Raw genomic sequence first — 24,998 nt, 5'->3', positions numbered from 1 at the left:
CTGAATAAGTGCTTCCGCTCGATGAACAGCCGGGAGAGAGTGCGCAGCCGTCCCGGTGATGCAAGCTCGGCGTTGCCCACGGAGAGGATGATGCACGCCTCGTGGCGTCAGCGCAGGTGAAGGGTACGCAAGCGACGGCCTGGCGTGCACTGGACGGCAGCACCATGCCGCCACCGTTCAGCTCAGCAGGATGTGGGCGAGGCCGATGAGGGCACCGCCGGCGATGAACCAGGCGTTGTTGAGCTTGGTCTTCCACAGCAGCACGAGCGTGACCACGGCGATGCCCGCGGTCAGCCAGTCGATGATGGCGGTCTGGCCGAGCTGGAACGACACCCCGGCCATGAGGGCCAGCGCGGCGGCGTTGAGGCCGTCGAGCAGGGCTGAGGTCCACTCGCTGGAGCGGAGCTTGTCGGTGATTTTGGTGAGCAACCCGACGAAGACGAACGAGGGCAGGAAGATGGCCACCGTGGCCAGGAACGCCCCGATCGGCCCGGCGATCACGTACCCGAGGAAGGTGGCGGTGGTGAACACGGGGCCGGGGGTGACCTGGCCGATGGAGACGGCGTCGATGAGCTGCTGGTTCGTGATCCAGCCGAGCCGGTCGACGAAGTCGCCGCGCAGGAAGGCCAGCAGCACGTACCCGCTGCCGTACAGCACGGAGCCGATCTTCAGCATGGTGAGGAACAGCTGGACGAGCTGGCCGCCGGTCGGATCCGGGAACAGCGGGGAGCCGCCGAGGGTCAGCAGTGGGGCGGCCAGCACGCCCTGCATCCGGTCCGGGCGGGGCGGGCGGCGCATGGCGCGGGCCGCACCGGCCAGCAGCGCCCCGGCCGCCAGCACGAGCAGTTCGTTGACGCCCAGCAGGTAAGCGGCCAGCGCGGCGACCGCCAGCGCGCCGAGCCAGATGGTCTTGACGACGGTGCGCAGCAGGCCGAACAGGGCGTGCGCGATGATCGCGATCACCACGGGGACGATGCCGTACAGGAGTCCTTCGGCCGCGGGGGTGCTGCCGTAGGTGACGTACGCCCAGGCCAGCGCGGTGACGATGAGCGCGGCCGGGAGGATGAAGCACAGCCCCGCGGCGATCAGGCCACGCCAGCGGGCTCGGTCGTAGCCGAGGTGGATGGCGAGTTCGGTGGAGTTGGGGCCGGGGATGAGGTTGGTGGCGCCCATCAGGTCGACGAATCGCTGGTCGCTGACCCAGCCGCGGCGGCGTACCAGCTCGTCGCGCATCATCGCGGTGTGCGCGGCGGGGCCGCCGAAGGCGATGGTGCCGAGCTTCAGGAACATCAGCGCCACCTCGCGTACGGATCCGGACGTTCCGGTGTGCTGGTCCTGGCCGGCAGGGTCGGCGTCGCCGGGACGCCCCTCCCCGGGAGCCGGAGACGGGTCTGCGGGGTCGTGCTCGCTCACCGAAACGGTCCCTTCACCGGATATGACGGACTCCGATATCGGTCTGCGATACTACTCTGGCACCTTCATCCGTCATGCGCAGGCCCGCCCGTGCCGAGTGCGCTCACGCTCCTCGTGTTTCGTGGCCGAGGACTTCGCGAGCCAGCTCGGCGAGTGCGGCGCGGTCCTCGGCCAGCGCCGCCCGTCCCGCCTCGGTCGCCCGATACACCCGCCGCACCCGGCCGTCGACCACCTCCTGGTGGGAGACCAGCAGCCCGTCGGCCTCGAGCCGGTGCAGCGTCGGATAGAGGGTGCCGGGGCTGATCGCGTACCCGTGCCGCTTGAGCTCCTCGGTCATCCACGCCCCGTGGATGTCCTCCTCGGCCGCATGGTGCAGGATGTGCAGCCGAACCGCCCCGCGCAGGAACTCCCGCATCCCCTTTGTCACCGCCCCGGCTCGACGTCATCGGCCCTTCAGCATAGGACGAAACCGATATCGGCTCGCGATGTCGCCATCTCCTGCCATGCTCCACGAGACGCCGTACGCGCCGGGGTCTCCCCGACGGCAGGAAAGGCAAACCCACATGGCAGTCATCCGCACCAGTGCCCACGACAGCCTGCGCATCCACCAGGGCTCGGAATTTCTCATCACTGAGGTGGCGGACGGCATGCCCACAGGCAGCCCTGGGCCAGGGGCCGGATCGACCTCTACAGAGTGCAGCTCTGGCCACCCGTGACGGCATAGCCGGGTTTACTGCATGCGGCGCGCGCCGCCGCTTCGCGAAGGGGTTGTCCGTCACACAGCGGACGATGAAGGGGGAACGGAGCACCCGCTCCTTTCCACTCTCAACGTATAGCGCACCGGGGGGCTTGCGGCAAGACCCGGGTCATGCCGCAGAATCGTCGGCCGAGGCCAGAAGCTGCGGAAACGGGGGACGCGGAATGCGTGTGTTGTTGTCGACGTACGGGTCGCGAGGGGACGTCGAACCGATCGCGGGACTCGCGGTGCGGTTGCGGGAACTCGGTGCGGAGGTGCGGATGTGCGCGCCGCCGGACGAGGAGTTCGCGCAGCGGCTGGCCGGTGTCGGCGTGCCACTGGTGCCGGTCGGCCAGTCGGCGCGCGCGCTGACGACCGGAGGGCCGCCGCCGTCGCCGGCGGATCTGCCCCGGCGCGCGGCCGAGGTGATCGCCAGCCAGTTCGAGGCGGTGACCGCGGCGGCCGAGGGGTGCGATGCGCTGGTGGCGACCGGCATGATGCCGGCCGCGGCCGGCGCGCGGTCGGTGGCCGAGAAACTGGGCATTCGCTCCGTGTCCGTGACCTTCCAGCAGCTCACCCTGCCGTCGCCGCACCACCCGCCGCTGGCGTATCCTGGCCGGCCGTTCCCGCCGGAGGTGACCGACAACCGGGTGCTGTGGGACCTGGACGCCCAGAGCATCAACGCGCTGTTCGGTACGGCGCTCAACACCAACCGGGCGTCGATCGGCCTGCCGCCGGTGGACAACGTCCGCGACTACGTCATCGGCGACCAGCCGTGGCTGGCGACGGACCCGATCCTGGACCCGTGGCAGGAGACGCCGGACCTCGACGTCGTCCAGACCGGCGCGTGGATCCTGCCCGACGTTCGCCCGCTCCCGGCCGAGCTGATGGCGTTCCTGGACGCCGGCACACCACCGGTGTACGTGGGCTTCGGCAGCATGCCCATGCGCGCATCGACGGACGCCGCCCAGGTGTCCATCGAGGCGATCCGAGCGCAGGGCCGCCGCGCGGTCGTGGCCCGCGGTTGGGCCGACCTGACCCTGATCGACGACCAGGACGACTGCTTCGTCGTCGGCGAGGTCAACCAGCAGGCACTGTTCGGCCGGGTGGCCGCCGTCGTGCACCACGGCGGCGCGGGCACCACGACGACGGCCACCCGGGCCGGCGCGCCTCAGGTGGTGGTACCTCAACTGGCGGACCAGCCCTACTGGGCCGGCCGGGTGGCCGACCTGGGCATCAGCGCGGCACACGACGGTCCCACTCCGACCTTCGCGTCCCTGTCGGCCGCGCTCAAGACGGCCCTGACCCCCGAGACCCGCGCACGAGCAGCCGCCGTGGCCGGCATGATCCGCACCGACGGGGCGACGGTGGCCGCGAAGCTACTGCTCGATGCGGTCAGCCGGGAAAGGCCGCCCGTGTCCGCGTGAACCACGCGGGATCGTCAAGCGCCAGGACCCACCAGAACACGAGAACCCGCAAACCCTGGCGAACTGAACCGACAACGGCCACGGGGTCCGCGTCAGGCGGAGCGTCGCTCGCCATGCCATGGCCACCAGATTCGACACGCCGGTCCAGACGCCTTGGTTCGCAATGGTCGCACGCGACCTCAGATCGGAGCTAAAGACGTGAACCCCTTGACTACCAGCGCGTTCGACCTTCCCGACCACCTCTCCCCCAAGGCCGATCCGACGCTGATCGCCGGCGACGAGCAGCACTTCGCGGCCATCGCGGAGAGCCTCCAGCAGTCGATCGCCGACCTGTCCGACCGCCTCGATGCCGAGCGCAAGGCGCCCGGCGGCGCCGGCCGGCAGGCGCTGGACCGGGACCTGGAGATCCACCGGCTGACCGCTCGCCTGCGCACACTGCGTCGCTTCGGTTTGGATCTGTGCCTCGGACACATGGTCTTCGCAGACGCCCCCCAGCCCGTGTACGTCGGACGCATTGGCCTTACGGACAGCGCGGGTCGTCGGCTGCTGCTCGACTGGCGCTCCCCCGCGGCTGAGCCGTTCTTCGGAGCCACCCACGGCAACCCGATGGGCCTGGCGAGCCGCCGCAGGTATCGCTGGACCCGTGGCCGGATCAGCGATTACTGGGACGAGGTGTTCACCTCGGACGGGTTCGAAGGGCACGCCGCGCTCGACGACCAGTCCGCCTTCATCGCCAGCCTGGGCAGCAGCCGGTCGCCCCGGATGCGAGACGTGCTCGGCACCATCCAGGCCGACCAGGACGCCATCATTCGCGCCGGGTCCCGCGGGGCTCTCGTCGTCGACGGCGGTCCGGGTACGGGGAAGACCGTCGTCGCTCTGCACCGCTCCGCCTACCTCCTCTACTCCGACCCTCGCCTCGGTCACCGCCGGGGCGGCGTGCTCTTCGTCGGGCCGCACCAGCCGTACCTGGCCTACGTGGCCGACGTACTCCCCAGCCTCGGAGAGGAGGGCGTGCAGACCTGCACCCTGCGGGACCTCGTAGCCGAGGGAGCCGCAGCAGCGATCGAGACGGACCCGGACGTGGCCCGCCTGAAGGCGTCCGCGGACCTGGTGAAGGCGATCGAGCCGGCCGTCAGGTTCTACGAGAACCCGCCCACCAAGGGGATGACGGTCACGACGCACTGGTCCGACATCTGGCTGAGCGCCGACGATTGGGCCGAGGCGTTCGAAGCACCAGAGCCTGGTACGCCGCACAACGAGGCGCGCGACCAGATCTGGGAGGAGTTGCTGACGATCCTGGCGGACAAGCATGACGAAGAAGACGTCTCGGCCGACCTGCTCCGCAAGTCGCTGCTGCGGAACAGGGAGTTGCTCACGACCTTCAACCGCGCGTGGCCGCTGATCGAAGCGGCTGACCTCGTCGGAGACCTGTGGTCCGTACCCGCCTACCTGCGGATGTGCGCTCCCTGGCTCAGCCCCGGCGAAGTACGGCGGCTGCAGCGCGCGGACGCCCAGGCCTGGACGGTGTCCGACCTGCCGCTCCTGGACGCGGCACGGCAGCGGCTCGGCGACCCGGAGGCCGCGCGACGTAAGCGTCGGCATGCCGCCTCCGTCGCCGCCCAGCGCGAGCGCATGGCGCAGGTCGTCGACAACCTGCTCCAGGCGGATGACGACGGTGAGGGTCTGGTGACGATGCTGCGCGGCGAGGACATGCGGAACACGCTGGTCGACGAGACCGCACTGCCCGGCGCCGACCCGGACCGGCTCGCCGGCCCGTTCGCGCACATCGTCGTGGACGAGGCTCAGGAGCTCACCGACGCGGAGTGGCAGATGTTGCTGCTCCGCTGCCCGTCCCGGAGCTTCACCATCGTCGGGGACCGTGCCCAGGCCAGGCACGGGTTCACCCAGTCGTGGCAGGGACGGCTCGAGCGGGTCGGACTCGACCGGATCAACCTGGCCTCTCTGAGCATCAACTACCGGACGCCGGAAGAGATCATGGCGGAGGCCGAGCCGGTCATCCGGGCCGTGCTCCCGGACGCCAACGTGCCGACCTCCATCCGCAGCAGCGGCGTCCCCGTCGTACACGGATCTGTTTCGGATCTGGACTCGATCCTGGACACCTGGCTCGCCGGGCATGCAGACGGGACCGCCTGCGTCATCGGCGATCCCACGTTCCAGGAGACGTCCCGCGTCCGCTCGCTGACCCCGGAGCTGTCGAAGGGGCTCGAGTTCGACCTGGTCGTCCTCATCGACCCAGAGACGTTCGGCCAGGGCATCGAAGGGGCGGTCGACCGCTATGTCGCGATGACCCGAGCGACCCAGCAACTCGTCATCCTCACGAGCACCTGACGCCGGTCGGCCGTCCGCCCACTCCCGGCGGCCGAGCTGGAGGCGCTCCTGGACCCGGAATCGCCGGAAAGGCGTGACCGGCGACGTAGCCGGATACTCCTCCCCCATCTCCTCCCAGCCGACCACCCGGCAATCGGGGCCCTCGATGCTGTCCAGGCCGCAGCAGCCGTCACACCGCTCCCGGACGGTTCCGCAGACATCGCCCGGCGCGACCCCGATCTCTTCCGCGGGTCCGTACAACAGGGAGTCCACCGGCGCGTCCACCAGGCCATGGCCGTACTGCTGGCCGGCATGGTCAGGGAGCGCGACGCGCGGCGCCCTCGCGGTAAAACGGCACCGCAGCCCGCACACGCGAAAACGACCAAGTATCCATCCACGCCTCAACGATTCGATCATGCTGCCGCACGTCCAGGCATGTCGGACGCGCAGCGTAGTGTCCTACGCGCGGGCTGTCGGTGCGTTATCCCAGGTCCAGGTGACCGCGGCGGCCGTTGCACGTGCGGCAGGCGAAGACGTGGGAGCCGAGCTCGGTATGGGCGGGGAAGCGGTCGGGGAGATGTTCCCATACGCCTTCCGTGTCGCTCTCGCGCATGGTCATCAGGAAGGCGCTCTCTGGATCCTCGGGATCATAGGCGAAGAAGTCGTCCTTGCCCCACTCGCCGAGGTACGTCATGGCCTGGCTGCAGCAGAACAGCCATCTCTCTTCTTGCCAGGTCGAGTACGTCGGCGTGCGCACGAGTTCGAGAAGGGTCTCCGTGGAGATGAAGACCCCGGCCCAGCCGTCGTTGTCAGGCGTGTCGAGCTCGAACCCGGAGGCGTGGCGAAGACCGGGCACGCCGTGGGTGCGACCGCGCATGGCGTCCTCCCAACGCACCATTCCGTATTCGGTGTCCTTGGTCAGGGCCGCCTTACCCTGGCGCAGGCAGGAGACACAGACCACCGGATCTTTCAGACCGGCCGCCGGCACTGTGGCTCCGCAGTGCGAACAGACCACCGTGGCCGTCTCATGTTCGTCGGCCGCCACCGCGAATGACCGATCGCAGTGCGCGCATTCGTGGATGACATCGGCGCCGATGCCGAGCTCAAAGACGGCGTCCGATTCCAGCGCGCACAAGGAGCAGCGACCAGGTCCGGCGTACTCGGCGGCCCCCTTCAGCGGCGCCGCGAACAGGGGGAAGGGGGACGGCTGTAAAGGTGCGCCAGGCATGGACGCAAATATAGGGGCCGGAGGGAAAGGGATCCGGTGTGGAACGGTCAGGACATGATCAGGTACCACCGGCATTCACACTGCACCGAACACACGCTGTTCCGCGGGTCACCGCGGCGCCGTGGGGAAGACGACGATCAGCACTTCCCTGATTGCCTCCGCCTTGTCCAAATCCGGGGCGCGCTCGACCCCCCGGACATAGGCGCGGATCCGGTAGGAGCCAGCTCCTGCGGCGGTCACATCGCCCAGCAGGTCACCGCCGTCGCCGAAGAACTCCAGCACACCGGTCGGGCTGTGAAATCTCATCTCGCCCGACTGCTGCCAGCCCTTCGCCTTGGGCGGACGGTCCCGGTACGCCTCCCCCGTGACGCAAAGTGGGCGACGTGCTTGCTCATGTTTGCTGACATCGTCGACGGCTTTGCCTCTCCACATCGCCAGGTCCTCGCCACGCAGGTGCGCGACGCCGGCGGGCGGGGCGGGCGGCCAGGTGGCGGCCCTTGGCGGCGCTGCGCGCCGTCCCGAAGCACCACTGTCACCGTCACGGCCGCGCTGGCCGGCCTTCCCGCGCTGGCGCTGCTGGCCAGTCGAAGGCTCGCGTGAAGCCGTCGACCCGGCCTTGTAGGCTCGCCGCATGCCGCAGTCCGGAGAGCCGCACATGCTGGTGAGCGGGAAGCACGTGCGCCAGGCCGTCGCCCACTGTGTCGACAGCCTCACCGGCATCCCTGCGGACCGATGGCACGTCCGGGCCGGCGACCTGGAGTGGACGTGCTGGGAGACCCTCGAGCACCTCGCCGACGACCTGCTCACCTATGCCCTGCGGTTCGGGCTCGCGCAGCCGATGGACGTGCCGCGCGTGCCGCTGCGAATCTCGCGTGATCGGCCCGAAGGGCCGGCCAATGTCATCTTCGGCGACCGCGAGGCAGGGCCTGAGGGACTCCTGACCATCGTGGAGGCGTGCGGCGGACTGCTCGCAACCGCCGTCGACACCGCCGCCCCTACCACCTTGGCCCCGCACGTTTTCGGTGCCTCCGACCCGGAGGGCTTCGCCGCGATGGGCGTCGTCGAGACCCTCGTCCACACGCACGACATTGCTCAGGGAATGCACCTTGTCCTGGAGCCTCCCCAGGACCTGAGTGAGCGGGCCCTGAGGAGGCTGTTCCCCGACGTACCCATCACCGATACTCCGTGGTCGACCCTTCTGTGGGCCACCGGACGCATCGAGACGCCTGACCGCCCCCGCCGGGAGAACTGGCGCTGGTACGGCGTACCACGCGGCCGCGGCTGACCTGCCGGCACCGCACGTCGATGACCAGGGTCGGGGGCGGTCGCCCCGCGCGCCCCCGAGGAGCTATCGGGTGATCTTGACGTCGTCGACGCCGGCTTCGACCAGTGAGGCAGTGGAGGCGTCGGCGGCGTCGATGAGGATGCGGACCGTCTGGCCCGCGAAGGCGTTCAGGCTCGCGGTGGCCGTGGCCCAGGAGCCGTTGCGGTTGGTGGCCGCGCCTGCCTGCTGGAACACCGTGGCCGTGGTGTTGCCGACGACGCGGACCCTGAGGTAGTCGGCGCTGGAGGAGTTCGAGCCGTGCGCCAGATACCACGACAAAGACAGGTTGAGCGCGCCCGCCGAAGGCAGCGTGATCGGCGGCGACTGGATCGAGGTGACGCCGCCGTCGATGTCGTAGGCGCCTGCCGACGAGCCGGCCAGTCTGCCGGTCACCAGGTCGTTCGTGCCGCTGACCGTCGTGCCCAGTTGCTTGGCGCCCGAGGACGTGGTGGCCTCGGGGTCGCCGCGCTCCCACTGGCCGAGCGTGGCGGTGTCGGTGCCGTTCGGGTCGGCGGTCCAGCCGGTCGCCGTCTCGAAGGTGTCCTGCCAGACCACGACCGGTGGCACGGCCGTGCCGATCGTCCACACTGCGTGCGCGATCGCGTCGGCGTTGCGGTCCAGCGCGGTGTCGTTGATGTTGGCGGTCGTGTCGCAGGCGCGGTGGTAGCAGACGTCGAACGCCTGCCCGGCCGTGCCGCCCCACAGCGCGGCCTGCGCCGAGGACTTGATGCCCTCCGCACCGGTGAACGTGCCGCCCGCCGGGATGCCCACGGCGATGAACGGCCCGTAGTCGGAGCGGCCGTCGAAGTCGGTGCCCCGCGTCGGCACGCCGATCGAGGTGAAGTAGCTCTGGAGGGTCTGCTCCAGCGCCGCCGATCCGGCAGGTCCTGGACCGGCACCCGTGCCGTCCGAGTTGTCGCCGTCGTAGATGAAATATCCGGCGTTGGGAGAGCCGACCATGTCGAAGTTCAAGTACCCCTTGATGCGGGCGCGTTCGGCGGCCGGCAGGTTGTTGATGTAGAACTGCGATCCGCGCAGGCCCAGCTCTTCTGCGCCCCACCAGGCGAAACGCAGGTGTTTGGTGGGCTGGAGCGCCTGACGGGACACCTCGAGGGCGCTCTCCAGGATGGCCGCGCTGCCCGAGCCGTTGTCGTTGATGCCGGGGCCGGCCGTGACACTGTCGAGGTGCGCGCCGACCATCAGGATGTCGTCGGGATTCCCGCCGGGCCAGTCGGCGATGACGTTGTAGCCGGTCGCGCCGTTGTAGGTGAAGGACTGGAGCGTCGTGGTGTATCCGGCGGCGTCCAGCAGCCCCTTGACGTAGTTGGCGGAGGCCAGGTAGCCAGGGCGGCCGTGGGCTCGGGTGCCGCCGTTGGCGTTGGCGATGGACTGGAACTGGGCCAGGTGCGCCTTCACGTTGGCCAGTGGGATGTCCGGCGGGGCTGCGGCCTGAGCGGGCGCGGCCGGCAGGGATAACAGGAGAGTGGCGATCGCTGTGAGTATGACGCCTTTTCTGCAGGTGAGCAGCATGGCGGCGCCTCCATCCGAGGTCGAGGGCGGAAGATCCCGAGATGGTGCTGTAAGGAACGTAACCCCGCAAAAGGGGCTCGCCTAGAGGTGCAGTGCCGCACAGCGGAAGGCGCCCGCACCACGCGGGTGCGGGCGCCGGTGGCGGAGGTCAGCTCGCCGAGTCGGCGGGCTTGTGCGTGTGGGTGTGCTTGGCGTCGCTGCGCTGGGCCGCGACGGTGGGCGCCGGATCGGTGGGGATCGTCCCGGTGCTGAACGCGTACTTCGCGGTCAGTGCCGCGATCGCGTCGGAGTTGACGTCGAGCGCCTTGTCGTTGACGTTCTTGATCGTGTCACAGACGCTGTGGTAGCAGGGGTCGAGCGGGACGCCGGCCGTGCCGCCGAAGATCGCGGCCTCCTCCTCGGTCTTGAGCTCCTCGGCCCCGGTGAACAACCCGCCCGACGGAATGCCCACGTCGATGAACGGTCCGTAGTCGGAGCGGCCGGTGAACGCCGTCGCCTTGTACGGCTGCCCGCGCCCGGCGAAGAACTTCTCGAAGTCCTCCTCGATCACGTCCGATCCGGGCGGGCCCGCGGTGCCGAACGCGTCGCCGTCACCGTCGTAGATCCCGAACGTGTAGTTCGGCGAGGCGATCATGTCGAAGTTGAGGTAGAGGGTGATCCTGGCCCGCTCCTCCGCCGTCAGCGACGCGACGTAATGCTCGGAGCCGAGCAGGCCGAACTCCTCCGCGCCCCAGAAGGCGAAGCGCAGCTGGTTCTTCGGCCTGATGTTGGCGGCCTGGAGCGCGACCTCCAGGAGGCCGGCGCTGCCCGAGCCGTTGTCGTTGATGCCGGGCCCCTCCTGGACGCTGTCGAGGTGGGCGCCGAGCATCACGACGTTGTCCGGGTTGCCCTTCTTGGTCTGGGCGATCACGTTGTACGTCGTCCGGGTCTCGACGATCGGGTCCCAGTTCATCTGCACCGTCGTCCCCGCCGCGGCCGCCAGCTCCTGGCCGACGGAGAAACGAGTGAAGAACGACGGGATCGTGATGCCGGGCCCGCCGAGCACCGGGTTGAAGTCCACCTCGGTGCGGCCTTCCTGCCCCTCGTTGAACACGATGGCCCCGGCCGCGCCCGCCGCGATGGCGTTCTCGACCTTGATGCGGAAGTTGCAGGTGCCGCGCTGCATGAGCGCGATGTTGCCGGCGACGAATCCGGCGAAGTCGCTCGCCTCGCAGCCGGAGGTCGAGGTGTTGGCGGCCGGCCCGGGCGGCAGCACCAGGTCCACGGCCTGGACCGTGCCACTGACCGCGCCCGCGGGCGAGTCGCCCATCGCCACGTAGTCACTGAAGAACCCGTACGTGTACGTCTTCGGGTCCGGGCTGGTCCGCTTGAGCGCGGGCGGTGTCCTGTAGCCGTCGAAGGTGAACTCGAACGGCTGGATCGTCACGTCGTACCCGGCGCCGCGGAGCTTACGCGCCACGTAATCACGGGAGGCGTCGAAGCCCGGCGTGCCCGAGACGCGGGTCCCGCCGTTGGCGTCCGCGATCGCCTGAAAAGCCCATAGGTGTTTCTTGACGTTCTTGCCGGAAACCGCTTCAACCAGCTTGCGTACGGCGTAGTCGTCGCCGTGCTGAGCGGCGGCCGGGCCGGCGAATGCCAGCGGGGATATCGCCACGGCAACCGCGGTTAAGGCGCCGAGAACGCCCTTGTGCAGTCGGGAACGCATGCTTGCTCCTCGGAACGTGGAGGGATGACCCGGGTCGAGAATGCGCGCGTTCCCGAACGTATTAATCAATCCACACAATAGGGAAGATTTAGGATGTATCTGTTGCATCACGGACTTGGAACGTGCTTTTTCTGCGACAAAAAGGGAGATTATGTATGTCCATAAGCCGGAAATCAGGAGATCTTGGCGATGACGCCGGACTCCACGACGATCACGATCCCGATGGTCATGAAGACGACGGGCACGAGCAGGTGGCCGTACCGTTCGATCAGGTCGATGATCTTCCGATGAGAGCCGAGCCATGAACCGGCCGCGCACCATAGCGCCACCCCGATGGCGAACACGGCGATGGTGACCAATGTGGGCCCGGTGCCGATGGTGCGAAACACCGGGGTGTAGACCGAGATGTTGTCGGCGCCGTTGGCGATCGTCACCCCGGCCACCGACGCCACCCCAGACGCGACCACCGAGGACGTATCCTGGCCGTCGCCACGAGCCCGGAAGGCTGAGACCAGGCCCTTGACGCCGAGCGCGAAGGGGATGAACCCCAGGAGGCCGACCCAGTCCTCAGGCACGATCGTCAACCCGAGCGCCGCGACCACCGACACCAGCACCAGGACGGCGATCCCGGTGTACTGCCCGGCCCAGATCTGCCACGGCCGCGGTTTCGCGTTCGCCCGCCAGGACAGGAACAGCACCGTCAGCACGATGATGTCGTCGATGTTGGTCCCGGCGAACATTCCGGCCGCCGCCGCTAAGGTTCCTGCGATCCCGTCCACGGCCCGCGAACCTACCCGACGACATGTCTTCCTGCCCCGCCCACCCACGACGGTCGGGCGTCAGGGGTTACCTCTGGCGAGATGGGACGAGTCGGCATCGACCCGCCCGGCAGTCCTCCAAGCCCTCGACGGCGTTGCGCCGTGCCCGCATCAGGTCGGCGATCTTGGCGTCGATCCGGTCGACCACCGACTCCAGCCGCCAGCGTTCGCTCTCACACGTCGCTCCGCCCCCGTCGTGCGCGGCCATGGCGTCGATGACCTCATCGAGCGTGAAGCCCAGTTCCTGCAGCGCCTTGGCCATGCGGATACGCTCCACCGCCCCGGCGTCGAAGATCCGATAGCCCGACGGCCTGCGTTCGGCCGCCGGGAGCACGCCGCGCCGTTCGTAGAAGCGGACCGTGTCCACGCTGACTCCTGCCGCCTCGGCCACCTGCCCGATTTTCATCGCTTCACCTCTTGACTCTGGAGTCAGGTCCAGACTCTATGGTGGCGTCAACGGCAACCTGGCACAAGGAGCAGAGCATGGACATTCCCCACGCCTCCACCCCGATCGTCTGCGACATGACCGACGCCCGCGACACCGAGGCGGAGCGCATCGCCGAATATCAGCGGCTTTTCAGCCAGGCTCTGCTCGGCAGGGAGCGGACCGCCGAGGGCATCCGCTTCCGTTTCCGCGCCGATCCCGGCGTAGAGGCCTGGGTACGTGATCTGGCCGCCCGGGAGAAGGCGTGCTGCGCGTTCTTCGCCTACGAGATCACCACCGAGGGCGATCAAGTGCTGTGGGACGGCGCCGTCCCCGACAACGACATGGCCCGCGCCATCCTGGAGGAGTTCTATCAACTGCCCGATACCGCGCTGAAGACCTTCGACGACTTCCGCGAGCGGCTGAACCAACAGGGCCTGGAGGTCGCCACCGATCCAGGCGGCAGGGTCCACAGATTCCGGCAGGCCTGACCCGGCCCTCGGAGCATCACCGCTGGGGCACCAGCTTGGGTACCGCCCGCACGTAGATCACCATGCCGACCACCTCGACCAGGGTCTGGGTGACGACCACGACCGCCGCGACGGCCAGCGTGTCGGGCAGCGCCAGCGCCAGCGGTAGCACGACCAGGGAGTTGCGGGTCGCGCCGGTGAACACGACGGCCCGGCTCGATGGCGCATCGAGCCGGAACAGGCGGGCGACGGCCAGGCCGGCGAACGCCATCACGACGAGGAACACCACGTAGAACGGCACCACCGGGGCCACCGCCAGCACGTTGCCATCGAGCTTGGCCACTTGGGAGGCCACCACGGTGAGCAAGGTGGCCGCCATGAGCGGCACCATCATGGTGCCCGCCGCCTCGGCGACGGTCCGGCCCACCGGACGCCGGACCGCCCACGCCTGGGTGAGCCACGCCAGCGCCAGCGGAAGCACGATGAGCACCGCGAACGCCTCGACGAAGGGGCCCCGCCTCCACAATGCCGGCCAGGTCGGCGCCCATGAAGGCCACCAGGAGCACCGGTAGCAGGATCATCTGGACGAGCAGCAGCAGCGGCGTCGCGGCCAGCAGTCGCCTGCTGCTGCCCCCGGCCAGCCCGGTGAACACGATCACGTAGTCGACGCACGGCGTCAGCAGCACCAGCAACACCCCCAGCCTCAGGGCCGGGTCACCGGGAAGAAAGACGAACATCGCCGCGATCACCAGCGGCACCACGGCGAAGTCCACCACCAGCGCCGCCGCCAGCAAGCGGCCTGATCGCAGCGAGCGCACCAGTTCGGCCGCGGGCACTTGCAGGAACGTCACGTACAGCAACGCCGCCAGCACCGGGTTGATCACATGCTCCAGCACCGGCCCCAGCGCGGGGACCGCCCAGCCCGCTGTGGCGCCGACCACCATCGCCGCCACATAGATGGCGACCTGGTGCCGTTCCATCCCGGCGACCAGTCCCCGGGCCCGCGCCTGCCGCGTCACCGCGCTCCTCCTTGCCCAGCGGCCGTCCGTGCAGCCACGCGCTTGCGATGATATAGCCGCTTCTGACTATAATCGCTATATGGCGATTGATAGTGATGCCGGCCCCTGCGTCAGTGTTGACATCGCCGCCGGCATCCCTCCGGCGGCGGCACTGTTCCACTCCCTGGCCGATGAGAACCGGCTGCGCATCGTGCAACGCCTGGCCCGCGGCGAGGCCCGCGTGGTGGACCTGACCACCGAGCTCGGCCTGGCCCAGTCCACCGTCTCCAAGCACCTGGCCTGCCTGCGCGACTGCCACCTGGTCGACTACCGCGCCGAAGGCCGCCAGTCCTTCTACTCCCTGACCAGACCCGAGCTGATGGACCTGCTCACCTCCGCCGAGCAGCTACTGGCCGCCACCGGCCACGCCGTCACGCTCTGCCCCGCCCCCGGCGCCGGCCGCCCAGGTGACGGCGTCAGGCTTGCCGCGGGGGATGTGGTGACATGAGCGCGATCAACCTGCCCGGCCTCGGCCCGTCCCCGGCCCGGCGCGCACTGCTGCAGCACCGCATCCGGCTGCTGGTGGCCGCCACCATCACCTACAACGTGATCGAAGCGATCGTGGCCATCACCGCCGGCACCATCGCCTCCTCCGCCGCCCTCATCGGTTTCGGGCTCGACTCCGTCGTCGAGGTCGCCTCGGCCGCCGCGGTGGCCTGGCAGTTCGCCGCCACCGACCATGAACGCCGGGAGAAGACGGCGCTGCGAGTCATCGCGATCTCCTTCTTCGCCCTGGCGGCCTACGTCACCTTCGACGCCGTACGCGCCCTGCTCGGCGTCGGCGAGGCCGAGCACTCCACTCCCGGCCTGATCCTGGCCGCCCTGTCGCTGCTTGTCATGCCGTTCCTGTCGTACGCCCAACGCCGGGCCGGCCGCGAGCTCGGCTCCGCCTCGGCGGTGGCCGACTCCAAGCAGACCCTGCTCTGCACCTACCTGTCGGGCGTTCTCCTGGTGGGGCTGGCGCTCAACAGCCTGTTCGGCTGGTCCTGGGCCGACCCGATCGCCGCCTTGGTCATCGCCGCCGTGGCGGTCAAGGAAGGCCGCGAGGCTTGGCGCGGGGATGCCTGCTGCGCCGTTCCCACAGTCGCCACCACGTCCGGCAGCACGGTCTCCGAGACCGACGGTTGCTCGGACGGTTGTTGCTCGCCTGCTCAGCAGAGGGACGGCGGCCTGTGACACGCACACTCCACCTTCTGGGTTCGTGACGTCTCGTCGCCGCCCGTCCCAAAGGAAGACCTTAAGCGATCCGTAACCAAGGTCCGCGAGGCTACAGGCACATCAGAACGGCGGGCAGGACGGCCCCCGCCCCTTCCTTGGAGGACCATCATGAGGACGATCATCGCAAGCCTGTTCATCTCACTCGACGGGGTCGTCGAGGAGCCGTCGGAGTGGCATTTCCCGTACTTCAACGACGAGATGGGTGCCGCCGTGACCGCGCAGATGGCCGACACCCTGCTCCTGGGGCGCAAGACCTACGACAGCTTCGCCGGAGCGTGGCCGGAGCGGGAGGCCGCGGGCGACGAAGACGCCGGCTTCGCAAAGACGCTGGGCGACGCACGGAAGATCGTCGTGTCGCGCCAGCCCCTGGAGTTCACCTGGCGGAACTCCGAACTGCTCGAGGGCGACCTGGTCGAGGCCGTGACCGCGTTGAAGAACGAGCAGGGCGGCCGCATCGCCATGAGCGGCTCGATCTCGGTGGTCCGCCAGCTGCTGGCCGCGGGGCTGCTGGACGAGCTGCACCTGCTGGTGCACCCGATCGCCATCCGCAAGGGCGAGCGCCTGTTCGACGAGGGGGAGAACCCCATCCCTCTGGAGCTGGTCAAGTCCGAGACGTTCACGACGGGTGTGCTGTACCTGGTCTACCGGCCTGCCCAGGCGACCGGCGAGACTTCCTACGACGACGCCAAGGGCAACCTCTCCCAGGGCGAGCAGTAGAACCGATCCGCGGCCATGGGCCGGGTCCGCCTCGCCGGCGGGCCCGGCCCATTCTCGTCGGATCTCAGCGCACAAAGCTGACCGTCGAGTCCTACAAGTCCCGAGATCTCCCGGAGAGTGAGCTGATCGCCGCCTACGAGCGGCTCGGCGGCGGGCGCGTGGCCGTCCGTTCCAGCGCACATCGAGCCGGGCGAGATCCTCGTGGCCCCTACGACGGATCCCGGCGGTCATCTGCGTCCGGAACGCCACGCACGAGATCAAGACCGGGCAGCTCATCACCATCGACGGGACCGCGGGCACGGTGCGGGTGGAGGAGGACGCCTGACGGCTCGGCCGCCCTGATATCCGACGCGATTTCGGGATAGGGGACGGTAGGGGATGATGCGAGATGGCACGCACCAACGACGACGTGTCCGACGTGCTGGAAGAGTACGCTGACCTGCTCGCCATCACCGGTCACGAGGACTTCAAAGTCCGCGTTTACCAAAAGGCAGCCCGGTCCGTAGGCGCCTATCCGGACGACATCGCCGGCTACGACGCCGACGCGCTGCGGCGAATCCCCAACGTGGGCGAGTCGATCGCCGCCAAGGTGGCCGAATACCTGCGCTCCGGCACCATGCCGAAGCTCGAGGAGCTTCGCAGCCGCATCCCTGCCGGGGTCCGCGCGCTCACCCATATCCCCGCACTCGGCCCCAAGCGGGCGATGGTGTTGCACCAGAGCCTGGGCGTGGACTCACCGGAGAGCCTGGAATCCGCGATCACGGCGGGCGCCCTGCGGGACCTGCCGGGATTCGGCGCCAAGACCGAGGAGAACCTGCTGCACGGCATCGCCTTGCTGCGTGACGCGGGCCGGCGGGTCCACATCGGCGTGGCCATGCCGCTGGCCGAGGACATCGTGGCGGCGCTGCAGGCGGTACAGGGCTGCCGCCGCTGCGGCTACGCGGGGTCACTGCGCCGTATGAAGGACACCATCGGCGACATCGACGTCCTGGCCACGTCCAACCGGCCGAAAGTGCTGATGGATGCCTTTGCCGGGCTACCCGACGTGACCGAGGTGATCGTACGTGGCGACAAGAAGACCTCGGTCCGTACGAGCCAAGGGCTGCAAGTGGACATCCGGGTCGTGCCGCCGGACGCGTGGGGCGCGGCCGTGCAGTACTTCACGGGCGCCAAGGCGCACAACATCCGCACCCGCGAGATCGCCCAGCACCGCAAGCTCAAGCTGTCGGAGTACGGCCTGTTCGACGCCGTCACCGACGAGAAGATCGTCTCCAGCACCGAGGAGGAGGTCTACGAGCGGCTCGGCCTGCCGTGGATCCCGCCGACCCTGCGCGAGGACACCGGCGAGATCGAGGCCGCGCTGGCCGGAACCCTGCCCGAGCTGGTCACCGAGGCCGACCTGCGCGGCGACCTGCACACCCACACCGACCTCACCGACGGCCACGCCTCGCTCGAGGACATGGTCGCCGCCGCGGCCGAACGCGGATACGCCTACTACGCCGTCACCGACCACGGGCCCGACCTCTACATGCAGCGCATGACCCTGGACAAGGCCACCGCGCAACGCGAGCGGCTGCGCGAGCTGGACGGCACGTACGGCCTGCGGCTGCTGCACGGCATCGAGCTCAACATCGGCCCTGACGGCCAGGTGGACTGGCCGTCCGACGTGCTGGCCGGGTTCGACGTGTGCGTGGCCTCGGTGCACTCCCACTTCGACCTGCCGCGGGCCAAGATGACCCGGCGGCTGGTACGCGCCGCGCGGAACCCGCACGTCAACATCATCGGCCACCCCAGCGCCCGCCTGATCGGCCGCCGCCCGCCGATCGACGTGGACTGGGACCAGGTCTTCCAGACATGCGCGCGCTCCGGCACCGCGCTGGAGATCAACGCCTTCCCCGACCGCCTCGACCTGGCCGCGGACCTGATCCGGCAGGCGCACGGGTACGGCGTGAAGTTCGCCGTCGACAGCGACTCCCATGCGGTCGGCCACCTGGCCAACATGCGCTACGGCATCGGGACGGCGCAGCGCGGCTGGCTGACCGCGGAAGACGTCATCAACACCTGGCCGCTGGACCGCCTCACCGCCTTCCTCCGTAAGGGGCGGTAAGGCGCTGGGCGGCCTGGCGTCGCCCGGCACGATTCGGGCGGATCACGCAGACTTCTTCGCGAGGGCCGTACACGGGGAACCACTTCAAAGAAGCGGAAGTCACACATGGTCGATGTGTTCGCGAAATGTCGGCTGCCGGAGACGTACCAGTTCGTGAAGGAGCTGGGCGTCTACCCCTACTACCAGGCGATCGAGGAGCGGCTGGGCGAGGGCGAGGTCGTGATCGACGGGCGGGTGCTCGTACAGGCGGGCTCCAACGACTACCTCGGCTTGTCGGGCGACGAACGCGTGCGCGAGGCCGCGATCGAAGCGACGCGGCGGCTGGGCACCGGCAGCGGCGGCTCACGCCTCAGCAACGGCTCGCTCGCGCTCCACGAGGAGCTGGAAGCGCGGCTGGCGGCCTTCCTCGGACGGGAGGCCGTCATGGTGACCAGCGCCGGCTACCTGGCCAATCTCGCTCTCGGGACACTGATCGGGCCCGGTGACACGGTGGTCGGCGACCGGCTGGTCCACGCATGCCTGATCGACGCCGTCCGCCTGGGCGGAGCGCGGTTACGCCGCTACCGGCACAACGACATGGGCCATCTGGAGCGGCTGCTCGACGCCGCCGATCCCGGCGCCGGGCGGCTGATCATCACCGAGGGGATGTTCTCCACCTCCGGCAGCGTGTGCGACCTGCCGGGCATCGCCAAGCTCGCCCGTGCGTACGACGCCCGCCTCGTCATGGACAGCGCCCACGACGTCGGCCTGCTCGGCGCGAACGGGCGGGGCGCGGCCGAGCAGCACGGCCTGGAGGGTGCGATCGATCTGCAGACCGTCACCTTCTCGAAGGCACTGGGCACCATCGGCGGCGCGGTGGCCGGTCCCGAGGAGATCGTTGCTTACCTGCGGCACTACGCGCGATCGGTGGTGTTCACGGCCGCACTGTCCCCGGCGTGCGCCGCGGCGGCGCTGGCCGCCCTGGAGATCATCGCGGCGGAGCCGGAACGACGCCACCGCCTGCGGGCGACGGCCGAGGGGTTGAGCGGTGAACTGGCCGCGATGGGATACGCGGTCGTTCCCTCGGATCGGCCGGTCATCGCGGTACCGGTGGGTGACGACCTGCTGTGCTTCCGGTTGTGGCGCGAGCTGTTCGACGAAGGCGTCTTCACCACCGCCATGATCTCGCCCGGCGTGCCACCCGGCCAGGCGCTCATCCGGGTCAGCATCACCGCCGTTCACACCGGGACCCAGGTGGACCGGATCATCTCGGCGTTCGCCGCCGCCGGCCGCCGCCTGCGTCTCATCCCCGATGGACCCGAGGCTAGGACGGTCACCCCTGCGGAGGACGGGCTCAAGACGGTCCCCCGCACATCGCCCGGCGCCACCCCAACCGCTCCCGCGGGCCCGTAGGACAGAGAGAACACCGGCGCGTACACGCCACGCGCCTCTGCCTCCTCCGCACCGACCTCCTCCCACCGCCGCCACGGCGGACCGGAAGGTTCCGGATTCACCGCGTACGTCCCAGGCTCCAGGAGTGCAGGCAGGAGCTCATGGCCGTACTTCTGGTTGGCGTGGGCGGGGAGCGCCCTCCGCATGCACCCCCTACTTGATCGACGGGTGGCAGACAGGCGTTCTACACTCGCTCGCCATGACGCGATTACTTGATCGCCTGGGTCCGGTCTCCTTGGTCCTCGCCCTGCTCACCATCCTCGTCGGCTCCCAGCTGGCACAGGGCTGGGTGATGCCGACGCTCGGGGCCGTCTCGGCGGCACTGGCATGGCCCGGACTTCGGAAGCAAGCCACGATCGCGACGGTCTACAACCGCAGCGCATCGGTGGCGGGGATGGTGCTGGGGGCGATCGCGATCGGTCTCGGGGTACTCAACCTGGTATCCGCGTATCTCTTCTCCTCGTAAGGGCTGCGTCCATCGATGGCAAACCGCAATCAGATCGCAGGAGGCGACGGATGAGCGACACTGAGCCGCAGACCGCAGGCGGAAAGGTGCTCTGGCACTTCGCGATGTCGCTGGACGGATTCGTGGCGGGACCGAACCACGAGATGGGCTGGATGACCGGGGTCTCAGTCCGTCCGGGCCTGCACAGTGAGTACATCGAGACCACGGGCGCCGTGCTGGGGGGTCGAGACGGGTGGGACCACTTCCCGGACGCCCGCCCCTACGGCGGCGCCTGGAAGGGACCGATCTTCGTGCTCACCCACCACCCCGAGGACGCGACGCCCGCCGACGGAGTCACGTTCCTGAACTGCGACCCGGCCGAGGCGGTGCGGATCGGGCTGGAGGCGGCCGGCGGCAAGAACCTCGAGGTGTACGGTACCGGCCCACCACACCGGCCGGTAAGCCCTTCACCCGTTGACGTACGTCCGCAGCGGCAAACGTACGCGGAACGTGGTTCCCTCGCCGGGGACGGAGTGGGCGGAGACGTCGCCGCCTTGTGCGGTCACCACTGCCTGGACGATGGAAAGGCCGAGACCGGCTCCGCCGCGGCGTGGGCCGTTTTCGCGGCTGTGGTCGACGCGGTAGAAGCGTTGGAAGACCAGCGACATGTGTTCCTCCGACATCCCGGGTCCCTGGTCGGCGACCTCGATCAGTGCTCGGTCGCCTTCGACGCCGACTCGTACGGCGGCCGGCGTGCCTTCCGGGGTGTGGTGGACGACGTTGGCCAGCAGATTGCTCATCACCTGGCGGAGCCGGGCGGCGTCGCCGGTCACCCAGACGGGGCCGTCGTGGTCCAGCGACAGCGGGCGGTCCGGGGCGATGGCGAGGGTGTCGGCCACGGCGTCGGCGGCCAGTTCGGTCAGTTCGACGGGCGCCTGGTCCAGCGGGCGCCCTTGGTCGAGGCGGGCGAGCAGCAGCATCTCGTCCACCAGCGAGCCCATCCTGGTGGCCTCCGCCTCGATTCTGAGCATCACCTTCTCCAGGTCGTCCTGGCGGGTGGCGGCGCCGCGCCGGAACAGCTCGGCGTAGCCGCGGATGGTGGCGATGGGCGTGCGCAGTTCGTGGGAGGCGTCGGCGACGAAGCGGCGCAGCCGGTCCTCCGAGGCCTCGCGCTCGCGGAAGGCGTCCTCGATCTGGCCGAGCATCGCGTTGAGCGCGTTGGCCAGCCGACCCACCTCCGTGCCGGACGGTCCGGTCTCCACTCGCCGCGCGAGGTCGCCGTCGCCGATGGCGGCGGCGGTCTCGACGATGCGGTCGAGCGGGCGCAGGCCGCGGCGGATCAGGTGGGCGGCCAGCAGGGTGAGGGCCGCCAGCCCGAATCCGGACGTGCCGATCAGCACGAACGCGACACGTTCCGCCAGTTCGTCGGAGGCGGCCAGCAACTGTTCCGGAGTGGTCAGCGACAACAGGCGGGAGCTGCCGGGTCCGCGCCAGTCCTGAATGGCGCCGAAGGTCGCTCCGGCGGCCAGGATGAGAGCGAGTGCCAGCAGGCCGACGACCGTCGCGACCAGGCGGGCTCGAAGTGACATCAGGCTTCCCTGGGCAGGCGCAGGACGTAGCCGACGCGGGGCACGGTGTGGATGAGGGGCGGGTCGACGGCGTCGACCTTGCGGCGCAGGTAACTGATGTACGTCTGCACGACGCCGTCGTTGCCGCCGAAGTCGTACTCCCAGACGTGGTCCAGGATCTGTCTCTTGGTCACGACCCGTCCGGCGTTGGCCACGAGGAAACGCAGCAGCTTGAACTCGGTCGGGGTCAGGTCGAGCAGGACGCCGTCGCGGCGCACCTCGTAGGCGTCCTCGTCGATGACCAGGTCCTCGAAGCCGAGCAGGCCGCTCTCCGGCTCCGCCGGCTTGGTACGGCGCAGCACCGCGCGAATCCGGGCGATCAGCTCCTCCAGGCTGAAAGGCTTGGTCACGTAGTCGTCGCCGCCGACGGTCAATCCGCCGATCTTGTCCTCGGTGGCGTCCCGCGCGGTGAGGAACACCACGGGGACCTCCGCCCCCGTGGCGCGGATCCTGCGGCACACCTCGGTCCCCAGCACATCGGGCAACATGACGTCCAGAACGATCAGGTCAGGCCGGAAGGAAGCGGTCATGGCCACGGCCGCCGCACCCGTGGCGGCCGTCGCGGTTTCGAAGCCTTCGTATGTCAGTGCGGTCGAAACGAGATCAGCGAGGTAGGGTTCGTCGTCCACGACAAGGATGCGGCTCACGCGTTCAGTCTCACCCGGCGGGCGGGCGACGTCGCGCGGAGATCCACGATTCACATAAGCGTCTAAGAACGCCCGCACGGCCGATGAAGATCATTTTGCTGCACTGGAGTCATGGAGAGACTCTCGGCCTTTGTCCTGCGACGTAAGGGACTGGTCACGCTGCTCGCCGTCCTGGCGTTCTTCGTCGGCATGGGAGCGACCCCGATCGCGATCCAACGTCTGTCCGAGGTGTACGCCCACCCGGGCATGCCCGCCTTCGACGCCAACCAGGAAATCGTCACGATCTATGGCAACGGCGGCTACCAGCGGCCGTTCGTGCCGGTCGTGGTGCTGCCCGAAGGGCAGCGTGCCGACGCGAGCAAGGAGGCGCTCGGGCGGGCCTTCGCCGCCGTGGCGACCAAGCTGCCTCAGTCCCGCGTCGTGTCCTACGCCGACACCGGCGACCCCCGCCTGGTCGGCAGCGACGGCCGGACCACGTTCGGCCTGGTGTTCCCCGGGACCTACTCCGACGGCAGCCCGCCCGGCGGCGGCCTCGGCGAGACACCCGACGAGAGCCCGGTCATCATCGAGGCGATGACCCAGCATCTGCCCCCCGGCAGCAAGATCCACGTCACTGGCCTGGACACCCTGGCTCCCAGCGTGGACGCGGGCGGTGTCGACGTGCCCGCCAAGATCGGTATCGGCGTGCTGGCCGCGGTGCTCGTGCTGTTCCTGGTGTTCCGCTCGATGCTCGCGCTGGTCCCGATCCTCATTTCCGTCTTGTCGATCTTCGCGTCGTTCATCGTGATCCTGCTGCTCACGCTGGTCATGACCGTGCATGATGTGGCGCTGACCACCATGCCGCTGCTCGGCCTCGGCATCGCCGTCGACTACTCGTTGTTGCTGGTCGCCCGATGGCGCGAGGAGCAGGCCAACGGCTTCCGCGGTGACGAGGCGGTGCATCGCGCCATGGCGGGAGCGGGCCGCGCGGTGCTGTTCAGCGGTGTCGCGGTCGCCATCGGGCTGGTGACCATGGTGGTGCTCCCGGTGCCGTTCCTGCGGAGCCTGGGCATCGCCGGCATGATCATCGCCGCGATGAGCGTGGCCGCGACGCTGACCGTCCTGCCGGTCCTGCTGGCCCTCACCGGCCAGCGGCTCGACCGCCGCGCCACGACCGGCAAGCGGTTCGCCCGCGAGGCGGACGCCGGCCGTGCCTGGTCGGCCTGGGCTCGCGGCGTCGTACGGCTGCGCCGGCCCGCCGCGCTGGTCTCCGGCGGCCTGCTGGTGGCACTGTCGCTGACCGCTCTCGGAGTCGACCTGGGCCTGCCGGAGAGCCGCCACCTCAAGACGACGGGCCCCGGCCATGACGGGCTGGTCGCGTTGACCAGCGCGGGCATCCCGGCTGGTGTGGTCACGCCGATCGACACCCTGGTCACCGGCGACCCGGCCGCGGCCATCGGGCAGATCAGCCAGGTGGAAGGGGTGGCGACCGTGCTCGCGCCGGAATCGGCCGCCTGGCGGCGGCAGGGGTCGGCGGTCGTCTCGGTGCTGCCGGTCGCGGAGAACGGCACCGCCGCCGGCGAGGCGACCATCACCAGGATCCGCGAGACCGTGCCGGACAACGTCCGGGTCGGCGGCAATGCGGCGCAGAGCATGGACTTCCAGTCCCGCACCTACGGCGCGTTCCCTTGGATGCTGGCGCTGATCGGGCTGGTCACGTTCGTGATGCTGACACGGGCGTTCCGCTCGCTGCTCCTGCCGCTCAAGGCGATCGTGCTCAACCTGCTGTCGCTCGGCGCGGTGATCGGCGCGATGGTGCTGCTGTGGCAGTTCGGCTGGGGCACCAGGGAGCTCCTCGACATCCAGCCCACCGGCTCGATCGGCGAGTTCGTCCCGCTCACGATCTTCGCCTTCCTGTACGGGCTCAGCATGGACTACGAGGTGTTCATCCTGGCCCGCATGCGTGAGGAGTACGACAGGACCGGCAACACCCACCAGGCGGTCATCGAAGGCGTCGGGCGCACCGGGCGGCTGGTCACCTCGGCGGCGCTGATCCTGTTCATCTCCTTCGCGGCGCTGGCCATGACCCCGGAACTCGATGTCAAGGTCTTCGCCAGCGGCCTCGCCCTGGGCATCCTGCTGGACGCCACCCTCATCCGGGGCGTGCTCGTCCCGGCGGTGGTGGCGATGATGGGCCGCTGGAACTGGTGGCTGCCGGGCTGGGCCGCCCGGCTCCTGCGGGTGCGGCCCTCTGCCATGAAGGACGTGGCGCCGGACGGCGTCCCCGCCCACGGCTGAACAGCGGATGCCCCTCGACACGTGCGGCCATCCAAGATGGTGATGAAGGCGTCATGGCCGGGACCCC

At 69.4% G+C, this 24,998-nt stretch carries 24 protein-coding genes and 1 pseudogene; 13 read left to right on the top strand and 12 right to left on the bottom strand.

The window, feature by feature from the left end; all coding sequences use genetic code 11:
• Positions 1-177: 177 nt before the first annotated feature.
• Together chrA and EDD27_RS52000 are read right to left on the bottom strand one after the other, a co-directional pair.
• On the bottom strand, positions 178-1,413 hold the full coding sequence (gene chrA / locus EDD27_RS52005; RefSeq protein WP_241564718.1) for a chromate efflux transporter: 1,236 nt from the start codon (positions 1,411-1,413) through the stop codon (positions 178-180).
• Positions 1,414-1,516: 103 nt separating this feature from the next.
• Positions 1,517-1,840: an Rv3488 family transcriptional regulator gene (locus EDD27_RS52000; protein WP_241564717.1), complete on the bottom strand. Its 324-nt coding sequence runs from the start codon at positions 1,838-1,840 to the stop codon at positions 1,517-1,519.
• 494 nt (positions 1,841-2,334) lie between these two features.
• On the opposite strand from EDD27_RS52000, the gene EDD27_RS51995 reads away from it, so the two are divergent.
• Positions 2,335-3,576, top strand: a complete 1,242-nt coding sequence (locus tag EDD27_RS51995; RefSeq protein WP_127940065.1) for a glycosyltransferase — start codon at positions 2,335-2,337, stop codon at positions 3,574-3,576.
• Positions 3,577-3,774: 198 nt separating this feature from the next.
• Positions 3,775-5,925, top strand: coding sequence for an RNA polymerase recycling motor ATPase HelR (gene helR, locus EDD27_RS51990; protein WP_127940064.1), 2,151 nt, complete (start codon positions 3,775-3,777; stop codon positions 5,923-5,925).
• Between the two features lie 460 nt (positions 5,926-6,385).
• On the opposite strand, the gene EDD27_RS51985 is transcribed toward helR, so the two are convergent.
• Both EDD27_RS51985 and EDD27_RS51980 read right to left on the bottom strand, forming a co-directional pair.
• The gene (locus tag EDD27_RS51985; RefSeq protein WP_164904161.1) at positions 6,386-7,132 is read right to left on the bottom strand and encodes a CbrC family protein; all 747 of its coding nucleotides are present in this window, start codon (positions 7,130-7,132) and stop codon (positions 6,386-6,388) included.
• Positions 7,133-7,240: 108 nt separating this feature from the next.
• Positions 7,241-7,438 carry a hypothetical protein gene (locus EDD27_RS51980; protein ID WP_127940062.1) on the bottom strand — a complete coding sequence of 66 codons (198 nt, stop codon included), beginning with the start codon at positions 7,436-7,438 and terminating at the stop codon, positions 7,241-7,243.
• 87 nt (positions 7,439-7,525) lie between these two features.
• Between EDD27_RS51980 and EDD27_RS56155 the strand changes: the two genes are divergently transcribed.
• Both EDD27_RS56155 and EDD27_RS51970 read left to right on the top strand, forming a co-directional pair.
• A complete protein-coding gene (locus EDD27_RS56155; RefSeq protein WP_206642039.1) occupies positions 7,526-7,732 on the top strand; it encodes a hypothetical protein in 207 nt (68 codons plus the stop codon).
• Between the two features lie 31 nt (positions 7,733-7,763).
• The gene (locus EDD27_RS51970; protein WP_127940061.1) at positions 7,764-8,417 is read left to right on the top strand and encodes a DinB family protein; all 654 of its coding nucleotides are present in this window, start codon (positions 7,764-7,766) and stop codon (positions 8,415-8,417) included.
• A 63-nt stretch (positions 8,418-8,480) separates the two neighbouring features.
• On the opposite strand, the gene EDD27_RS51965 is transcribed toward EDD27_RS51970, so the two are convergent.
• The 4 genes from EDD27_RS51965 to EDD27_RS51950 form a co-directional block, all read right to left on the bottom strand.
• Entirely contained in the window at positions 8,481-9,986 is a 1,506-nt protein-coding gene (locus EDD27_RS51965; protein ID WP_127940060.1) for a M28 family peptidase, read from the bottom strand.
• 148 nt (positions 9,987-10,134) lie between these two features.
• Positions 10,135-11,691, bottom strand: coding sequence for a M28 family metallopeptidase (locus EDD27_RS51960; protein ID WP_127940059.1), 1,557 nt, complete (start codon positions 11,689-11,691; stop codon positions 10,135-10,137).
• Between the two features lie 173 nt (positions 11,692-11,864).
• Positions 11,865-12,470, bottom strand: coding sequence for a cadmium resistance transporter (locus EDD27_RS51955; protein WP_241564716.1), 606 nt, complete (start codon positions 12,468-12,470; stop codon positions 11,865-11,867).
• 67 nt (positions 12,471-12,537) lie between these two features.
• On the bottom strand, positions 12,538-12,915 hold the full coding sequence (locus EDD27_RS51950) for a MerR family transcriptional regulator (RefSeq protein ID WP_127940058.1): 378 nt from the start codon (positions 12,913-12,915) through the stop codon (positions 12,538-12,540).
• Between the two features lie 77 nt (positions 12,916-12,992).
• Here EDD27_RS51950 and EDD27_RS51945 point away from each other — a divergent pair, with 77 nt between their 5' ends.
• Positions 12,993-13,424 (top strand): hypothetical protein, encoded by a 432-nt coding sequence (locus EDD27_RS51945; RefSeq protein WP_127940057.1) that lies wholly within the window; start codon positions 12,993-12,995, stop codon positions 13,422-13,424.
• A 16-nt stretch (positions 13,425-13,440) separates the two neighbouring features.
• Here EDD27_RS51945 and EDD27_RS57555 read toward each other — a convergent pair whose 3' ends face one another.
• Both EDD27_RS57555 and EDD27_RS59150 read right to left on the bottom strand, forming a co-directional pair.
• Positions 13,441-13,893 carry a hypothetical protein gene (locus tag EDD27_RS57555; protein ID WP_241564715.1) on the bottom strand — a complete coding sequence of 151 codons (453 nt, stop codon included), beginning with the start codon at positions 13,891-13,893 and terminating at the stop codon, positions 13,441-13,443.
• 109 nt (positions 13,894-14,002) lie between these two features.
• Positions 14,003-14,347 (bottom strand): annotated as a pseudogene (locus EDD27_RS59150) (bile acid:sodium symporter); the annotation flags it as partial.
• Between the two features lie 154 nt (positions 14,348-14,501).
• Here EDD27_RS59150 and EDD27_RS51935 point away from each other — a divergent pair.
• The 7 genes from EDD27_RS51935 to EDD27_RS51905 all read left to right on the top strand — a co-directional run bounded on the left by EDD27_RS51935 (position 14,502) and on the right by EDD27_RS51905 (position 20,400).
• Positions 14,502-14,909 carry an ArsR/SmtB family transcription factor gene (locus EDD27_RS51935; protein WP_127940056.1) on the top strand — a complete coding sequence of 136 codons (408 nt, stop codon included), beginning with the start codon at positions 14,502-14,504 and terminating at the stop codon, positions 14,907-14,909.
• Positions 14,906-15,637 (top strand): cation efflux transmembrane domain-containing protein, encoded by a 732-nt coding sequence (locus EDD27_RS51930; RefSeq protein WP_127940055.1) that lies wholly within the window; start codon positions 14,906-14,908, stop codon positions 15,635-15,637. Before EDD27_RS51935 ends, EDD27_RS51930 begins: the two co-directional genes overlap by 4 nt.
• 150 nt (positions 15,638-15,787) lie before the next feature.
• A complete protein-coding gene (locus EDD27_RS51925; RefSeq protein WP_206642038.1) occupies positions 15,788-16,396 on the top strand; it encodes a dihydrofolate reductase family protein in 609 nt (202 codons plus the stop codon).
• A 217-nt stretch (positions 16,397-16,613) separates the two neighbouring features.
• The gene (locus tag EDD27_RS58495) at positions 16,614-16,721 is read left to right on the top strand and encodes a PEP-utilizing enzyme (protein ID WP_338324779.1); all 108 of its coding nucleotides are present in this window, start codon (positions 16,614-16,616) and stop codon (positions 16,719-16,721) included.
• 63 nt (positions 16,722-16,784) lie between these two features.
• Complete coding sequence (gene polX / locus EDD27_RS51920; protein WP_127940053.1) at positions 16,785-18,503, top strand: DNA polymerase/3'-5' exonuclease PolX; 1,719 nt, start codon at positions 16,785-16,787, stop codon at positions 18,501-18,503.
• Between the two features lie 105 nt (positions 18,504-18,608).
• The gene (locus tag EDD27_RS51915) at positions 18,609-19,895 is read left to right on the top strand and encodes an aminotransferase class I/II-fold pyridoxal phosphate-dependent enzyme (RefSeq protein WP_127940052.1); all 1,287 of its coding nucleotides are present in this window, start codon (positions 18,609-18,611) and stop codon (positions 19,893-19,895) included.
• 238 nt (positions 19,896-20,133) lie between these two features.
• Complete coding sequence (locus tag EDD27_RS51905; RefSeq protein WP_127940051.1) at positions 20,134-20,400, top strand: hypothetical protein; 267 nt, start codon at positions 20,134-20,136, stop codon at positions 20,398-20,400.
• Between the two features lie 446 nt (positions 20,401-20,846).
• Here EDD27_RS51905 and EDD27_RS51895 read toward each other — a convergent pair whose 3' ends face one another.
• Together EDD27_RS51895 and EDD27_RS51890 are read right to left on the bottom strand one after the other, a co-directional pair.
• Positions 20,847-21,968: a sensor histidine kinase gene (locus EDD27_RS51895; RefSeq protein WP_127940050.1), complete on the bottom strand. Its 1,122-nt coding sequence runs from the start codon at positions 21,966-21,968 to the stop codon at positions 20,847-20,849.
• Positions 21,968-22,654 (bottom strand): response regulator transcription factor, encoded by a 687-nt coding sequence (locus tag EDD27_RS51890; protein WP_127940049.1) that lies wholly within the window; start codon positions 22,652-22,654, stop codon positions 21,968-21,970. The genes EDD27_RS51895 and EDD27_RS51890 overlap by 1 nt, the downstream gene beginning before the upstream one ends.
• Positions 22,655-22,765: 111 nt before the next feature.
• Between EDD27_RS51890 and EDD27_RS51885 the strand changes: the two genes are divergently transcribed.
• A complete protein-coding gene (locus tag EDD27_RS51885; RefSeq protein WP_127940048.1) occupies positions 22,766-24,931 on the top strand; it encodes an MMPL family transporter in 2,166 nt (721 codons plus the stop codon).
• The last annotated feature ends 67 nt before the right edge of the window (positions 24,932-24,998 follow it).

The sequence above is a fragment of the Nonomuraea polychroma genome, assembly GCF_004011505.1.
Lineage (GTDB): Bacteria > Actinomycetota > Actinomycetes > Streptosporangiales > Streptosporangiaceae > Nonomuraea > Nonomuraea polychroma.
Note: the sequence above shows the minus strand (reverse complement) of the source record. Positions and strands in the feature narration are given on the sequence as shown.